At 59.4% G+C, this 13,428-nt stretch carries 16 protein-coding genes and 3 tRNA genes; 8 read left to right on the top strand and 11 right to left on the bottom strand.

Annotated elements, in window-relative coordinates:
* Nucleotides 1-35 precede the first annotated feature (35 nt).
* The 5 genes from ACFQJC_RS13830 to ACFQJC_RS13810 all read right to left on the bottom strand — a co-directional run bounded on the left by ACFQJC_RS13830 (nucleotide 36) and on the right by ACFQJC_RS13810 (nucleotide 3,701).
* Nucleotides 36-230: a cold-shock protein gene (locus ACFQJC_RS13830; RefSeq protein ID WP_390224433.1), complete on the bottom strand. Its 195-nt coding sequence runs from the start codon at nucleotides 228-230 to the stop codon at nucleotides 36-38.
* Between the two features lie 348 nt (nucleotides 231-578).
* Complete coding sequence (locus ACFQJC_RS13825) at nucleotides 579-1,592, bottom strand: hypothetical protein (protein ID WP_390224431.1); 1,014 nt, start codon at nucleotides 1,590-1,592, stop codon at nucleotides 579-581.
* A gap of 843 nt (nucleotides 1,593-2,435) precedes the next feature.
* Nucleotides 2,436-2,509: transfer RNA gene (locus ACFQJC_RS13820), tRNA-Phe, on the bottom strand.
* 61 nt (nucleotides 2,510-2,570) lie between these two features.
* Nucleotides 2,571-3,242 carry a hypothetical protein gene (locus ACFQJC_RS13815; protein ID WP_390224429.1) on the bottom strand — a complete coding sequence of 224 codons (672 nt, stop codon included), beginning with the start codon at nucleotides 3,240-3,242 and terminating at the stop codon, nucleotides 2,571-2,573.
* Nucleotides 3,243-3,305: 63 nt separating this feature from the next.
* Nucleotides 3,306-3,701, bottom strand: a complete 396-nt coding sequence (locus tag ACFQJC_RS13810) for a VanZ family protein (RefSeq protein ID WP_390224427.1) — start codon at nucleotides 3,699-3,701, stop codon at nucleotides 3,306-3,308.
* A gap of 978 nt (nucleotides 3,702-4,679) precedes the next feature.
* Here ACFQJC_RS13810 and ACFQJC_RS13805 point away from each other — a divergent pair.
* Nucleotides 4,680-5,162, top strand: coding sequence for a hypothetical protein (locus tag ACFQJC_RS13805; protein ID WP_390224426.1), 483 nt, complete (start codon nucleotides 4,680-4,682; stop codon nucleotides 5,160-5,162).
* 127 nt (nucleotides 5,163-5,289) lie between these two features.
* Here ACFQJC_RS13805 and ACFQJC_RS13800 read toward each other — a convergent pair.
* Nucleotides 5,290-5,363, bottom strand: a tRNA-Val gene (locus tag ACFQJC_RS13800).
* A 92-nt stretch (nucleotides 5,364-5,455) separates the two neighbouring features.
* On the opposite strand from ACFQJC_RS13800, the gene ACFQJC_RS13795 reads away from it, so the two are divergent.
* From ACFQJC_RS13795 to ACFQJC_RS13780, 4 genes are all read left to right on the top strand, one after another.
* Nucleotides 5,456-5,950: a DUF192 domain-containing protein gene (locus ACFQJC_RS13795; protein WP_390224424.1), complete on the top strand. Its 495-nt coding sequence runs from the start codon at nucleotides 5,456-5,458 to the stop codon at nucleotides 5,948-5,950.
* 40 nt (nucleotides 5,951-5,990) lie between these two features.
* The gene (locus tag ACFQJC_RS13790; RefSeq protein WP_390224422.1) at nucleotides 5,991-6,260 is read left to right on the top strand and encodes a DUF7538 family protein; all 270 of its coding nucleotides are present in this window, start codon (nucleotides 5,991-5,993) and stop codon (nucleotides 6,258-6,260) included.
* A 71-nt stretch (nucleotides 6,261-6,331) separates the two neighbouring features.
* Nucleotides 6,332-8,269, top strand: a complete 1,938-nt coding sequence (locus tag ACFQJC_RS13785; protein WP_390224420.1) for an ABC transporter ATP-binding protein — start codon at nucleotides 6,332-6,334, stop codon at nucleotides 8,267-8,269.
* 48 nt (nucleotides 8,270-8,317) lie between these two features.
* Nucleotides 8,318-9,040: a creatininase family protein gene (locus tag ACFQJC_RS13780; RefSeq protein WP_390224419.1), complete on the top strand. Its 723-nt coding sequence runs from the start codon at nucleotides 8,318-8,320 to the stop codon at nucleotides 9,038-9,040.
* Between the two features lie 12 nt (nucleotides 9,041-9,052).
* Here ACFQJC_RS13780 and ACFQJC_RS13775 read toward each other — a convergent pair whose 3' ends face one another.
* From ACFQJC_RS13775 to ACFQJC_RS13765, 3 genes are all read right to left on the bottom strand, one after another.
* Nucleotides 9,053-9,571 (bottom strand): DUF5790 family protein, encoded by a 519-nt coding sequence (locus ACFQJC_RS13775; RefSeq protein WP_390224417.1) that lies wholly within the window; start codon nucleotides 9,569-9,571, stop codon nucleotides 9,053-9,055.
* A gap of 88 nt (nucleotides 9,572-9,659) precedes the next feature.
* Entirely contained in the window at nucleotides 9,660-10,118 is a 459-nt protein-coding gene (locus ACFQJC_RS13770) for an NUDIX domain-containing protein (protein WP_390224415.1), read from the bottom strand.
* On the bottom strand, nucleotides 10,115-10,459 hold the full coding sequence (locus ACFQJC_RS13765) for a dihydroneopterin aldolase family protein (RefSeq protein ID WP_390224413.1): 345 nt from the start codon (nucleotides 10,457-10,459) through the stop codon (nucleotides 10,115-10,117). Before ACFQJC_RS13765 ends, ACFQJC_RS13770 begins: the two co-directional genes overlap by 4 nt.
* Nucleotides 10,460-10,559: 100 nt before the next feature.
* On the opposite strand from ACFQJC_RS13765, the gene azf reads away from it, so the two are divergent.
* The gene (gene azf, locus ACFQJC_RS13760; RefSeq protein ID WP_390224411.1) at nucleotides 10,560-11,348 is read left to right on the top strand and encodes an NAD-dependent glucose-6-phosphate dehydrogenase; all 789 of its coding nucleotides are present in this window, start codon (nucleotides 10,560-10,562) and stop codon (nucleotides 11,346-11,348) included.
* Here azf and ACFQJC_RS13755 read toward each other — a convergent pair.
* Nucleotides 11,345-11,962, bottom strand: a complete 618-nt coding sequence (locus ACFQJC_RS13755; protein WP_390224409.1) for a DUF309 domain-containing protein — start codon at nucleotides 11,960-11,962, stop codon at nucleotides 11,345-11,347. The two genes, azf and ACFQJC_RS13755, sit on opposite strands and share 4 nt — an antisense overlap.
* Before the next feature lie 146 nt (nucleotides 11,963-12,108).
* Here ACFQJC_RS13755 and ACFQJC_RS13750 point away from each other — a divergent pair, with 146 nt between their 5' ends.
* Nucleotides 12,109-12,324, top strand: coding sequence for a DUF7564 family protein (locus tag ACFQJC_RS13750; RefSeq protein WP_390224407.1), 216 nt, complete (start codon nucleotides 12,109-12,111; stop codon nucleotides 12,322-12,324).
* A gap of 255 nt (nucleotides 12,325-12,579) precedes the next feature.
* On the opposite strand, the gene ACFQJC_RS13745 is transcribed toward ACFQJC_RS13750, so the two are convergent.
* Nucleotides 12,580-12,652, bottom strand: a tRNA-Arg gene (locus ACFQJC_RS13745).
* A gap of 156 nt (nucleotides 12,653-12,808) precedes the next feature.
* On the opposite strand from ACFQJC_RS13745, the gene ACFQJC_RS13740 reads away from it, so the two are divergent.
* Entirely contained in the window at nucleotides 12,809-13,309 is a 501-nt protein-coding gene (locus ACFQJC_RS13740) for a hypothetical protein (protein ID WP_390224405.1), read from the top strand.
* The last annotated feature ends 119 nt before the right edge of the window (nucleotides 13,310-13,428 follow it).

The raw sequence follows: 13,428 nt of genomic DNA, 5'->3' as shown, positions 1-13,428 counted from the left end.
AGTGTGTGAGATTCAGCGGTGGAACGTCGGCCTGTTTAGAGGCGGGTGACGTTCTTCGCGCGGGGGCCCTTGGGGGCCTGTTCGATGTCGAATTCGATTTCCTGACCCTCTTCGAGGTCTGGACCGCCAACATCTTCCATGTGGAAGAAAACGTCGTCGTCCGCGTCCTCAGTCGAGATGAAACCATAGCCGCCAGTGTCGTTGAAGAAATCAACCGTACCTTTCGCCATTGCTTTTGAACAGTGCCGGGTGAGACGGATAAGTCTTGTGCAATTTCGTGCCAACGAACAGACGTGTGTTGGATGGAGTTTCCAAAACAGCCTGAAACGGCCATACTTGTGCCTATTCGAACGTAATTCGGCACGCCGACCTAGATATCTCTTATAAGTTGTTTGTCCTGCCTCAGAATTTCTATTTTCGGTTTTGGGAGTCGCTTCGATTTCTCTTCACTTATCTTCGCACAGAAAGTGCCCGTAGTGTGCTCGAACCGCGAGAGGGCAATCGACGCTCATAGACGAGCGTCCGGAGACGCAGTCTGTCACACCTGAGGTACATTCAGCGTGTTTCGAAGTGGATCTCTACGATTGGACTTCGCAGATTTCACCACCGTCGTCTCCGTCATCTTTCCCGTCTTCTTCGTCTTTCTCGTCGTCGTCGTCGTTGTTGTTGCCACCGTCGTTATCGTTGTCGTCGTCGTTGTTGTCGCTGCCGTTGTCGTTGTCGTCGTTGTTGTCGTTGTCGTCGTTACCGTTCCCGTTGTCTTCCCCATTCTCGCCTTCGTCGTCGGAGGGTTCCTCACAGGTGATGGTGATTGGCTCGTCCAAGTCGAGCGAGATACGGTTGGGTGATTCGAGGTCACCGGAGAGGATTTCCCATCCAGTGAAGTCGGCAAACCCGTCTTGGTACAGCGAGGCGTCTTCGTTGAAGAACGGGGTGACGGTGATGGAGAACGGGCCATCGAAGTATCCGAGGACGCCACCGTCGGTTCGGGCCGCCGCCCAGCGCCAGTCGATTAGTCGGGTCGCTCCAGTCGTGTCCCAGTTGTCGTAGTTCGTACTCGCGCGTTGGCCGGTGTTGGGGTTGATGTAGTAGTCGTCTCTGACGAGCCATTCGAGGTCGGTCGGGAGGTTGGCGTACTCCATCGTGACCGCGCTCTCGCCACCTTCGTACAGCTTTCCGTGCACGATGACGAGGCTCAGGCCGTTCGGCCCTTCGTACAGGAACAGCACCGACGTGGCTTCACGCTGGAGGGACTCAGTCCCGACTGAGGCGAAGTACGGTCCCTCACCGGGGTCCGTTCCGCCGTTGTCTGCCGCATTCAACTCCGGGATTCGAAGGTCGTAGAACTCCTCGACTGGCTCGGTCCCAACCAACGGGGTTAGTTCGTACTCCGTGTCGCCTTGTGTTACCGTACACACGAGACCGTCCCCGTTCGACTGCTCGTCGAGCGAGAACAGAGTTCCTTGACCAGAGACCTTTCCGGCTACTTGGCCAGCGAAGAGACCACTGCCGAGCAGCACGCCGATTCCCTGCAGTAGTGTTCGCCTTCGAGCCGACGGGGTCCGTCCCGGCACTTGCTGTTCCTGAGACATACCCGTACTGTTGGTCTATCCTCACATTGTTATGGAGACTCCCAAAACACTGTATTTCGTGGTTACAATACTGATAAGATTCTTAATACCTACTTGCCGGCGTTCGGCAGCGACTTCCTCTGGCCGGATGTCACTGTTCGTTCTCTCCTGTTACGTCCGGGCTGAATTCGACTTACTTCGGCCTTGGAAGGTCTCACTCAGGAGAATTAAGCCGTGCCGAAGCGTTCCTTTGCGGGCCTAATCGATTATAGCCCCTTTACTAACTCTCCGTCAACGGACGGCCGATGTTTTTACCAGTTACTCACTCGTCGCATTACCCTCGGGGAGTGCGTTTTTCCTGCTCACCTCTCCTCGAATTGTCCCCGTTAAACGATGCTCTGTCCGTTTCCGTGGCCTGCTAAAAGCTCGTTAGTGACTGATTCAACTCCACCACCGATTCGTCCGAATTTATTCCTCAGTTGATGTTCTCGAATGAATCGATTTGGCAGGCTCTCTCACGGGTCGCTCTCATGAGAAGTATCGCCTCCCGGATTTGAACCACAGTCGCTCCTTGATTCAAATCCGCTCGGGAGCATTTTCACTGCTCACGTTGTTCGCAGGAAAATGCCGCCTCCCGGATTTGAACCGAGTCGAGACGGACCGCTCGTTGCACTCGCGGTTGCGACTCGCCGGGTTCAATCGGTCGTTTTCGCACTTACAGAACCCACCACGCTCGCTTCGCTCGGTGGGTGGGTTCAGAGAAGTACCGCCTCCCGGATTTGAACCACAGTCGCTCCCTGCGGTCGCTCTTTGATTCAAATCCGCTCGGGAGCATTTTCACTGCTCACGTTGTTCGCAGGAAAATGCCGCCTCCCGGATTTGAACCGGGGACAGCTCGATCTTCAGTCGAGTGCTCTCCCAGTCTGAGCTAAGGCGGCTTGCATTCACCCGAAGCCGGACAGAGGGAAAAAGACTTTCGAATCGACCGTCCGCGAAGGGTTAGCTTCGCCGGCCGCCGCGAGGGACTGACTGTGCCCGCTCTGCCCGTTCTCGGACGCCTTTGAGCAAGGCTCGCTCGCGCGCGAACTGGAGGGGTTCGCCCACGAGTCGGTTGCGCACTCGCTCTCGAACTGTCCGTGATTGACTCTGGAATCGAATGATGAGTCTCGTCGCACCGGGACCGACTCGCCGGAGTGCAAACGTCCACGTCGCCGCACTCGACCTCGTCTCCCACCCCGGCGTGCTCAGTACGAGGGTTCGACCCGGGTCGATAACCGCAACCGAGAACACCGGCAGCCCCGAAACTGCCGGCCCGAGTCGGAGTTCGTCTCCCAACGAGAGCTGTCCGTCCGCGCCGTGTGGGTTCTGTCTCCGAACAGAGAGACCGAGCCACTCGTCGAATCGAGTCGCGCCGACGGAGTCGTACGTTTCGTGCCCCAGTTGAATGATTCGCGCCCAAACCGCCAGCGGGGGTGCCGCAATCGTGATTGCCCGGGTCGTACTCGACGTCGCGTCCGCGACGAAGTCGTCGCCCGGAAGCGGAGTGCCTGTTTCGTCGTCCGTCGCGCCCCACCGGCTGTGCCACGGCCGGAGTGCCAACAGATACGTTCCAGCGGCAGCAGCGCCCGCGAGTCCCAGTGTTTTCGCCGTCCGTTTCGTGCCAATGCCCATTTGTTGCCCTCGCGTTGCGCCTCTTCGAGTGAGACCTTGATAATCCTACTCACGAGATGTTTATCATCTGTTTGATGTCCGACAGACGGCGACCCAAATCGCCACCCCCAGCGCGGCACCCAACGCGTTGGCCCCGAAGTCGGCGATACTGAGGCTCCGATACGGGAGGAACCCTTGAACGACTTCGATTCCCGCCCCGTAAATCACTGCACCTGCCGCGCTGGCCAGTAGCAGTCGTCGAGTTCGGGCGTCGAGCGCCGACGCGAGACCGACACTCAGAACGGTGTATCCAATCGCGTGGAGCCACTTGTCCACACCGACGAGACCGAAGGGACCTGTGGTCGCCATCTCTTGACCACCGCCGGGTGGGTTGACCACCGAGGCGACGAAGACCGCGAGGGCGTAGCCGACGACTGCGAGGGTTCGGCGTGGTCGTTGTTTGAGGGCTTTGGGTGTCACGATTGATGTGGGTCGGGGAGGGAAATAGGGTTGTTTGTGTGGAAATGGTAGGTGCGGGCGGATTCGACCCGCTTGACTCTAATCAATTCAAATGAATAATATTACAATTCTGAGTGTGCCAACGTTATGTGGTTTCGACATATCCTTATCGACTACAAAAACATCACGTGATTGACTTTGCAAAACAAATCAGATTTACTGGACAGGGTTCCTCCTCGGTACTTGGTATCGGTGTATGCAATTCTCAATATCCTCACCGAGACCCCATTACTTGTTTCGTCTCTTCTTGAGCGAATAGGGTTTGTTATAGGTCTCTCTGGTTCGCTTCTTCCGTTCGCAGTATTAGCATACCCCGAGTTTGAGACTGTGTTTTGGATACTTGAGTATGGAACCGTTCTGTGGATTTGTGCTGTCGTCACTAGGACTGTTACTATCAAAGCGAACTTCTTGCCCCAGCCACACTCTCAGCGTGGCTACGCACTACTAGTTTTTCTACAGTGGGTTGTTTTTTTCTACTTCACACTTACGTTGGGTCTCGTACCACCTCAGTTAGGTAGACTATCGTTTTTCGAGCAGACTATTCTAGTGTATTCATTGACTATTTTCTCCCAATGTGTGCTTATTGTACCGTTCTTTACTTTGGGACTACTAGAAGGAGTCTCAGACGAGATATACAATCAAACATCAGGGTTACGGGTAGGTCCAATCGCTAGCTACCTGTTTCTGTTTTCGGCCGCGGTTGCCCTCGTTACTCAGGTCAGTTTCTACGTGGAGATGGTCGTGATTTCCGCGCTAATTGTGAGCTGGGTATATGGGGATGCTTCGCTCCGAATTGGGGTCGAGCGTCGGCTAACGAATCTCATGGCTCAATTGGACTCTGGTCCACGTGGATTCGCATTGGGGGTTGTAGTACTCGCGGGTATCTACCTCGGAGCATGGGCTGAGTCGTATATCCGATTCCAGTATACATTCATGTACATGTTCTGGCAGAGCCCAAATCTCCGTTCAAATATGCTTCCGTTCATTTTCGCACTGGTGCTAACCTGGCTAATGATTATTTTCTCGTTGTGGTGGACTGGTCGCTACCAAAATGGCAATCCGAAAATTTCGAACCGTTTCCTATACTCGATGCTCGGGTTGCTTGTTCTGGAGGGCATCTGCGGATACTATCTCCAGTCATTTATTGATGGGTTTGAATTCGGAACCGGGTTGGCGAATCCTGTATTTTTTCCTGTAATTCTCTCATTTTTTGTCGTGATGTCCGCAATATCTCATGAATCGGATGCCGACCCGTTACTGGGGTATGTTGTTGCTGTAGCAGGGGCGATATTATTGCTTCCAGTCTATCTGCAAGAGCCGATTATGACTGATCTGACGGTATTGGCTTTCCCGGTGGTCGCATATGCCCTTGCTAAGCCTCTTCGCAAAGTTGGGATTATTTCTGGACTTCTTGTTCGCTGAATTTCAAATATCACGGGCGGATTCGAACCTCAGTCGCTCACTTCGTTCGCTCCCTGCTTCGAATCCTTGTCGCCCACTCAGACGACACAGACTCCTCGCTACGCTCGTCGTGTTGTGTCGTCAGAAGTGGGCTCGGGCGGATTCGAACCACCGACCTCAGCCTTGTAAAGGCCGCGTCATAACCAACTAGACCACGAGCCCTGCAATTCATTCGAACCGGTTCGCGCTCATAACGGTTTTTGTTTCGAACGCGCGCCGGAATCCTTAGACGGCAGGCACCCGTCACGTTCTATATGGCCCGCCTCCGCTCGTTCGCGTTCGTCGTCGGCATTCTCGTCGTCGCGGGCGTCGCCGTCTACGTCACCAACCCCGCGGCCGTCCCCGGTGCGACCGACGACTACAACCGAACCACCCTCACCGTCGTCGATGCCGAGACCAACGACACGCTGGCGACTGTCGATGCCCGCGTCGCCGACACCTACGCCAAACGGTACACCGGCCTGAGCGACACCGAATCGCTCGGCGAAGACGAGGGAATGTGGTTCGTCCACGACGAATCGGGCACCTACGCGTACGTGATGCGCGAGATGGCCTTCCCCATCGACATCGTGTTCGTCGCCGACAACGGGACGATTACGACCATCCATCACGCCGAACTCGACCCAGAGGGGACGAGCGAGTCGGACTTGGCGCGCTACCGCGGCGAGGGTCGATACGTCCTCGAACTCCCGTACAACTACACGACCGACAACGGAATCGAAGTCGGCGACCGAATCGTCACCGAGTGAAAGCGAAACCTCCGAAAGCCTCCGCCGAGAGGGAACACACATGGGCGAACACGTCACGGCGCTGGCTGAACTCGAAGGATGGAACGGCGAAGGATTCGCCGCGCGAGTCCACTATCAGGGTGCGGACGACATCTATAGCATCGAGTACTACGAGCCTTCGGACTGCGTGCTCTACTGGAAAGTGAAAGGCGACGGCGAGACGGCAGTTCCCGTCGGCCGCGAGACGGTCCCCGACCCGCTCCGAAAGCGGATTCGGCAGGACCTCGAAGAAGCAGGCATCGACGCCGAAATAGAGTCCAGAGTGCTGTAACTGGTGGTGAAAACCGGCGTCCCACGCCCACACCAGAGCATTTTACTGTAACGGTCCCCTGCAACAGTCTCATGCCTCCAGATACGGATGACGACCCGTTCGAAGTGCAGAAAGAGCGGGTCGATAATCCGATGCGTCGGCTCTTCGACGAGTACGGCCGCGAGAACACCGCGCAGTTCGTGGTCGGCGTGCTCGCAAGTGTCGCCGCGCGCATCCTCGACCTCCTCCCCCCCGTCGTTCTCGGCCTCGCTATCGACGCCATCATCCGGCAGGACAAATCGTTCGCCGCCGGGTTCCCCGTCATCCCCGAGGCGTGGGTCGCCCCGTTCGTCCCCGGTACGCGCGTCGGTCAGTTCTACTTCGCCGTCGGCATCATCGTCGTGAGTTTCCTCGGCGGCGCGGCGTTCCACTGGCTTCGCAACTGGGGCTGGAACTCCTTCGCCCAGCACATCCAGCACGCCATCCGGACCGACACCTACGACCAGATGCAGCGACTCAATATGGAGTTCTTCGCCGACAAACAGACCGGCGAGATGATGTCCATCCTCTCGAACGACGTGAACCGACTCGAACGGTTCCTCAACGACGGGATGAACTCCTTTTTCAGACTCTCGGTGATGGTCGTGGCTATCGCGGCGATTCTCCTCTCTTACAACTGGCAACTCGCGCTCGTCGCGCTCTTTCCGGTCCCGCTCATCTCGCTGTTCACGTGGAAGTTCATCCAAATCATCCAGCCGAAGTACGCCGACGTGCGCTCGTCGGTCGGCACGCTCAACTCCCGCCTCGAAAACAACCTCGGCGGGATTCAGGTCATCAAGACGTTCAACGCCGAGAACCACGAATCCGACCGCGTCGATGACGTCTCCGGCGACTACTTCGACGCCAACTGGGACGCCATCGACACGCGCATCAAGTTCTTCCCCGCCCTGCGAATCCTCGCCGGAATCGGCTTCACGCTCACCTTCCTCGTCGGCGGCCTGTGGGTCATCCAGGGCGAAGGTCCCGGTCCCTTCACGGGGACGCTCGCCGTCGGTGAGTTCGTCACGTTCATCCTGCTCACCCAGCAGTTCGTCTGGCCGCTCGCCCAGTTCGGCCAGATTATCAACATGTACCAGCGCGCTCGCGCCTCCAGCGCCCGTATCTTCGGCCTGATGGACGAACCCGGCCGCCTCGAAGAACAGCCGAACGCTCCCGAACTCGATATCACCGAGGGACGCGTCGAGTACGACGACGTCTCGTTCGGCTACGACAAGAACGAGAACATCATCGAAGACATCTCGTTCGACGTCGCAGGCGGCGAAACCTTGGCACTCGTCGGTCCCACTGGAGCGGGGAAATCGACCGTCCTCAAACTCCTGATGCGGATGTACGACACGGACGAGGGAGCCATCCGAATCGACGGACAGGACCTCCGCGAGGTGACGCTTCGGAGCCTCCGCCGACAGGTCGGCTACGTGAGCCAAGAGACGTTCCTGTTCTACGGGACGGTGAAAGAGAACATCGCCTACGGGACGTTCGACGCCAGCGACGACGACATCGTCGCGGCCGCCAAAGCCGCCGAGGCTCACGAGTTCATCACGAACCTCCCCGACGGCTACGACACGAAAGTCGGCGAGCGCGGCGTGAAACTCTCCGGCGGCCAACGCCAGCGTGTCTCCATCGCGCGTGCCATCCTGAAAGACCCCGAAATCCTCGTTCTCGACGAGGCCACCTCGGACGTGGACACCGAGACGGAGATGCTCATCCAGCGGTCGCTGGACGAACTCACCGCAGACCGAACGACGTTCGCCATCGCCCACCGCCTCTCGACCATCAAAGACGCCGACCAAATCGTCGTCCTCGAAGGCGGCCACATCGTCGAACACGGTACCCACGACGACCTGCTCGGCGACGGCGGACTGTACGCCCACCTCTGGGGCGTCCAAGCCGGCGAAATCGACCAACTTCCCGACGAGTTCATCGAGCGCGCCGCCCGCCGCCAAGCGGAGGTTGACGCCAGCGACGACTGACGCGCTGACGACAGCATACACTAAGGGACCGCCCTGCGTTCCTCCGCCATGCGACTCTCCGAGGCCACGTGGACGGACGTTTCCGACCTCGATACCGACCTCGCGCTCCTTCCGGTCGGGAGCACCGAACAACACGGCCCGCACGCCCCGCTCGGCACCGACGCGCTCAACGCCGAAACGATTGCAGAAGGTGGAGCAGACGCCTACGACGGCGACGTGGTCGTCGCCCCGACGATTCCGGTCGGCGTCGCCGAAGAACACCGGAACTTCGCCGGCACCCTCTGGGTCTCACCCGACACGTTCCGCGCGTACGTCCGCGAGACTATCGAATCGCTCGCCAGTCACGGCTTCGACCGTGTCGTCGTCGTCAACGGCCACGGCGGCAACGTCGAAGCCCTCGCAGAAGTCTGTCGGCGCGTCTCGCGGTCGGGCGAGGCCTACTCGGTCGCCTTCACGTGGTTCGACGCCGTCGGCGAGCACAGTTCGAAGATGGGTCACGGCGGCCCACTGGAGACTGCACTCCTTCGGCACACGCACTCCGAACTCGTGCGAGAAGACCGAATCGAGGAGGCACAGAAGGGCGCGGCCGACCGCTGGGGAGAGTGGGTCGCGGGCGTGAATCTGGCTCACGACTCGGACGAATTCGCAGAAAACGGCGTGGTCGGCGACCCCGGAGAGGGTGATTCGGCGCTGGGTGCGGAACTCGAGACGCGGGCGACGGAGGCCCTCGCGTCGCTCATCGGCGCGGTCGAAGACCGACCGCGTGTGTGAGCGTTCGCGTCGCTACTCTTCTTCCTCTTCCTCTTCCTCTTCCTCTTCCTCTTCCTCTTCCTCTTCCTCTTCCTCTTCCTCTTCCGCTTCCTCTTCTTCCACCTCGTCCTCGTCGGCGTCAGCCTCTGCTTCCTCCGCGGTCTCTGCGGCGTCCGCGAGTGCGCCTTTGAGCTTCGGCATCGTGTTCGTGAGTTCGCCGACGAGTTCGTGGGCCTCTTCGACGAGTTCGAGGAGTTCTTCGAGTTCCTCGATGGCTTCTTCGAGGTCTTCTGGGTCGTCGAAGGCGTCGGCGCGAGAGCCGATGACGTACCACTTCTTCGCCTGGTGGACGTGTTCAGAGGCATCTTCGACGTCGAGCGACGAGCGAAGGCCGTTGAGCACGCCGAGGACGTTCGTAGCGTCCGTCTCCCACACGTCGTCAGCATCGGGAAGGACCGCTCGCGCTTCGTCGAGGTGTTCTTCCACGTCTGCACGCATCTCTGCTGCTGCTTCTCCGAACAGGGCGTCGTCACCGAGTGTCGCTTGACTCATACGATAGTATTCAGTACGAGAGGGTTTAAAAACGAGCCCGAAAGTGAAAGTGAAATCGAGCGCCACAGGTGCGATCGAGCCCGAATTCTCACCGAACGTCTCCGAGATAACTCGCGTCCCGATTGCCGCTTTCGACCCGCGCCAACAGCGGGCCGACGAGTCCCGACGGGAAGAACGACACCACGGGGAGTCTGTCGAGCGAGAGCCACTCGACTCCGTCCTGCTTCCGGTCGAACTCGGTCGGGGCAGTCGGTTCGTCGTCGGCGAGTTCGCACCAGAAGAAGTGGTCTACGCGGTGATTGTCGTCGTCGCCGTCTCCGTGATGATTCGACGGAACGAGGTCTCTGACGAACGCGAGCGATTCGACGCCGACCTCGTAGCCCGTCTCTTCGCGGACTTCGCGTCGAACTGTTTCCGTGAGTGTCTCACCGAGTTCTTGGCCGCCGCCGGGTGTCAGAAACCACCGTTCGTCGTTAGATTCGTACCGTGTGGTCAGCAATCGGCCCTTCTCGACGACGAGCCCTCGTGCCGAGATTCGCGGCGTCATTCCTCGACGGAGACGAGTTTCATCAGCGGATAGCCGTCTTCCATCTCCATCTTCGTTCGGACCGTCACGCCCTCGTACTCGATGCGCATCTCGACTTCCATGAACTCGCCCGTGAGTTCGGTGTAGTCGGCCGACGACTCGTTGAGTTCGGCTTCCAGCGCGTCGTCGAGAATCTCGACGCGGACCGACTCGCAGTACGGTTGGTTCTCGATGGACTCGGCCATCGCGCGTTCGAGACTCCGGGCGCTCGACGGCGACAGCGGGGTGCCGGCGAACTGGTGATAGAGCGAACCGAACTTGATGCCCGCTTCGAAGCAGGCGGCTTGCGGGTCGGTGACCATAGGTCGCTGTCTGTCGGCCAACGGTAAAGTTCGCCGGTCGCGGGCGCCCTCGGGCGCGAACCGGTCCTTACTTATCTTCCCTTGTCGGACGTAGATTCGAATGGACCAGCCGGTTTTGTTGACGGGGGCTGGCGGGCGCGTCGGCCAGGCGATACTGAAACACATCGGTGACGCGTACGACTGGCGGTTGTTAGACCGCGAGCCACTGTCTGATGAGAAGATTCCCGACTCGGTCGATCCGACCGACGTGTTCGTTGCGGACATCACCGACGCAGTCGCAGTGAAGAACGCCATGGAAGGCGTCTACGCCGTGATTCACCTCGCAGGCGACCCGCGTCCCGAGGCACCGTGGGACAGCGTGCTCCGAAACAACATCGACGGCACGCAGAAGATGTACGAGGCGGCCGTCGATGCGGGCGTCGAGAAGTTCGCGTTCGCGTCGTCGAACCACGCCGTCGGCGCGTACGAGACCGAAGACCGAACGCCCGATATGTACCGCCCGGAACACGACTTCCGGCTCAACGGGTCGGAACTCCCGCGGCCGAGCAACCTCTACGGCGTGAGCAAGGCGACGGGCGAGACCATCGGCCGCTACTACCACGACCACTACGACATCTCGGTCGTGAACGTCCGCATCGGAAACCTCACCCAGCACCACCCGCCCAGAGAGTACGAGCGCGGCCAAGCCATGTGGCTCTCGTACCGCGATTGCGCCGAGCTGTTCAAGTGTTGCGTCGAGGCCGACTACGAGTTCGAAATCGTCTACGGCATCTCGGATAACGACCGCAAGTACTACTCTATCGACCGCGCCCGCGACGTGCTCGGCTACGACCCAATCGACAACTCCGCCGAGTACACCTTCGAAGGCGAACCTATCGAAGACGCCTAGTCGAACAGCCCAGATACGTCACTCTCTCGTTGTCGTTTTCTATCGACGTGCTCGCACAGTCGCTGATAGACGAGGGGACGGTGCGTCTCGTCGCCGACGAAGTCGAAGACCATCGCCGTGAACTGCGTTTTGACTCCCGTCGAAATCTCGTCGCGGGCGTAGTCGATTGCGTCCTCGACGACCGCGTCGTCGTACCCCGATAGCTCTTCGGCGAGCGTCTCGGCCGCGAGCGCGATAGCGTCGAAATCGAGGTCGTCGTACGTCACCGCGACGCCATCGACGTAGAGCGCTGTGACACCGTCTTCGACGGCCTGCTCGGGGTCTGATTCGAGACGTTCGAGCGAGTCGCGTACGTCGGCGAGGTTGAGTCCTCGGTAGTCCTCGTCGAGTCCGTCGAGGTACTCCTGTGCGCTCGTTGCGAGTCCCGTCGCCCCGGAGACGTTGCCCGCGTGGGCGTGGTGAACCGCGGCCGTGAACTGAATGAGTCCGTGGAGCAGGCGCTCGTCGTCGGAGTCTTTGTCGAGGGTTAGCCACACACTTTCCCACGCACCGTGGGCCGCTCGGTGTGCTCCCGCGTTGTAGATTGCGGCGCCGGCACGGAGCGCATCGTCCATGCAAAACAGTTCACCGCGGGCGAGTAAAGAGTCCGCGGAATGTCTGGCTAACCAGTCGTAGGGCGGGCATACTTATCCCTCTCGAAGACATATGGTGTGTGATAGCACATGACCACCCCCGCAACCCTCACACGAGGTGTCGCCCCATGACCCAGTCACCAATCTGCATCGGGTGTGGTGACAACTACCTGTTCACCCGAACGTACAAGGGCAACTACTGCCCCGAGTGCCACGCCGATTGGGCTGGGAAACCGCGGTCAGAGGAACGGCCACGGCCGCAGCGGACCCGGACGACACCCTCGATTGTCCGACGCGACGAGGAGGGCCCAACTGTGCCAGAACCCCCGTACGACGACGTGTAATCGGCGGGTTCGTTTTTCGTGGCTTGGCGTGAGCGGTCGCTCCGGTGGGAGGGGTTCGTGAGTGCGTTTTCTCGGGTCGTGAAGCGGGAGACAGAGGGCTGTTGATTTGGATGGTCCTGACGGAGATTTGAACTCAGTCACTTCACTCACTGCGTTCGCTTCGCTCCTTGCTCAAATCTCCTTGGAGAACGCATAACCGGAAAACAGACCGAGAGACACAGAGGTCTCTCGGAGGTTAGTTTTCCGGAAATGTAGCGTCCTGACGGAGATTTGAACTCCGGTCCCTGGCTCCGCAAGCCAGGAGGATAGTCCACTACCCTATCAGGACTTGATTGCTGCATTACTCCGTACCTCACGGTTACTTAAGACGGTTACGATGTGAACTGCCAGTGAACCGCGGGACCACGTCACGGGGAGGCGACCGACCCCGCGTGGCAACGGTCCGACGCAAGGACTTTTTTCGGCCCCTCCGTAGCCCTCGCCAGTGAAACGACGCACCCTGCTCGTCGCGGTCGGTGCCAGCCTCCCACTTGCGGGGTGTACGAGCGACTCCTCTCCCGAGACCGAGACGTCGCCGACTACGACGACGACATCGACGCCGACTGAGACACCAAGCGAGCCGATGCTCGTCGAAGCGAGTCTGACGCCCGAGGAAGCAGACCAGTGTAACGCGAGCGAGACCACGGTCGTCTTCAGCGAGTCGAAGATCGACGTTATCGGCTGTGTCGTCGGTCGAAACGGTTGTTCCGGGCTACGACTGGCGAGCGCGCGATACGACGAGGACGACGATTCGACGCGTCTCGTCGTCGAAACCGTCGAGAACCGCGAGGAGGGAGAAGAGTGCACAGAGGCGCTCGAACCACTCGGCTACCGGGTGGCGCTCACCTACGAGTACGGCGTGCCGGGTGAGATTGTCGTCGTCCACGACGACGCGAACGGCCGGCGAACCGTCGTCGAGGCGACACCGGCGGGACAGTCGAACTGAAGGTCCCGCTCTCGGGCGAATCTCGGGCGAAGGTTCATGTCCGAAGACGGCCCCAATCGCGCTATGTCGTTCGATTCCGGTGGCCGCCGAACCACGAGGAAAACAATGCTTAAGCGCCG

Origin of the sequence: Haloferax namakaokahaiae, from assembly GCF_042663225.1 — an archaeon.
Taxonomy (GTDB): domain Archaea; phylum Halobacteriota; class Halobacteria; order Halobacteriales; family Haloferacaceae; genus Haloferax; species Haloferax namakaokahaiae.
This window is presented reverse-complemented; position numbering and strand designations above follow the sequence as displayed.

What these genes read in the sequence shown, in the direction of transcription:
- ACFQJC_RS13830 (WP_390224433.1), bottom strand. Translation starts at nt 230, where the DNA reads ATGGCGAAAGGTACGGTTGATTTCTTCAACGACACTGGCGGCTATGGT.
- ACFQJC_RS13825 (WP_390224431.1), bottom strand. Translation starts at nt 1,592, where the DNA reads ATGTCTCAGGAACAGCAAGTGCCGGGACGGACCCCGTCGGCTCGAAGG.
- ACFQJC_RS13815 (WP_390224429.1), bottom strand. Translation starts at nt 3,242, where the DNA reads ATGGGCATTGGCACGAAACGGACGGCGAAAACACTGGGACTCGCGGGC.
- ACFQJC_RS13805 (WP_390224426.1), top strand. Translation starts at nt 4,680, where the DNA reads ATGTTCTGGCAGAGCCCAAATCTCCGTTCAAATATGCTTCCGTTCATT.
- ACFQJC_RS13795 (WP_390224424.1), top strand. Translation starts at nt 5,456, where the DNA reads ATGGCCCGCCTCCGCTCGTTCGCGTTCGTCGTCGGCATTCTCGTCGTC.
- ACFQJC_RS13790 (WP_390224422.1), top strand. Translation starts at nt 5,991, where the DNA reads ATGGGCGAACACGTCACGGCGCTGGCTGAACTCGAAGGATGGAACGGC.
- ACFQJC_RS13785 (WP_390224420.1), top strand. Translation starts at nt 6,332, where the DNA reads ATGCCTCCAGATACGGATGACGACCCGTTCGAAGTGCAGAAAGAGCGG.
- ACFQJC_RS13780 (WP_390224419.1), top strand. Translation starts at nt 8,318, where the DNA reads ATGCGACTCTCCGAGGCCACGTGGACGGACGTTTCCGACCTCGATACC.
- ACFQJC_RS13775 (WP_390224417.1), bottom strand. Translation starts at nt 9,571, where the DNA reads ATGAGTCAAGCGACACTCGGTGACGACGCCCTGTTCGGAGAAGCAGCA.
- ACFQJC_RS13770 (WP_390224415.1), bottom strand. Translation starts at nt 10,118, where the DNA reads ATGACGCCGCGAATCTCGGCACGAGGGCTCGTCGTCGAGAAGGGCCGA.
- ACFQJC_RS13765 (WP_390224413.1), bottom strand. Translation starts at nt 10,459, where the DNA reads ATGGTCACCGACCCGCAAGCCGCCTGCTTCGAAGCGGGCATCAAGTTC.
- azf (WP_390224411.1), top strand. Translation starts at nt 10,560, where the DNA reads ATGGACCAGCCGGTTTTGTTGACGGGGGCTGGCGGGCGCGTCGGCCAG.
- ACFQJC_RS13755 (WP_390224409.1), bottom strand. Translation starts at nt 11,962, where the DNA reads ATGGACGATGCGCTCCGTGCCGGCGCCGCAATCTACAACGCGGGAGCA.
- ACFQJC_RS13750 (WP_390224407.1), top strand. Translation starts at nt 12,109, where the DNA reads ATGACCCAGTCACCAATCTGCATCGGGTGTGGTGACAACTACCTGTTC.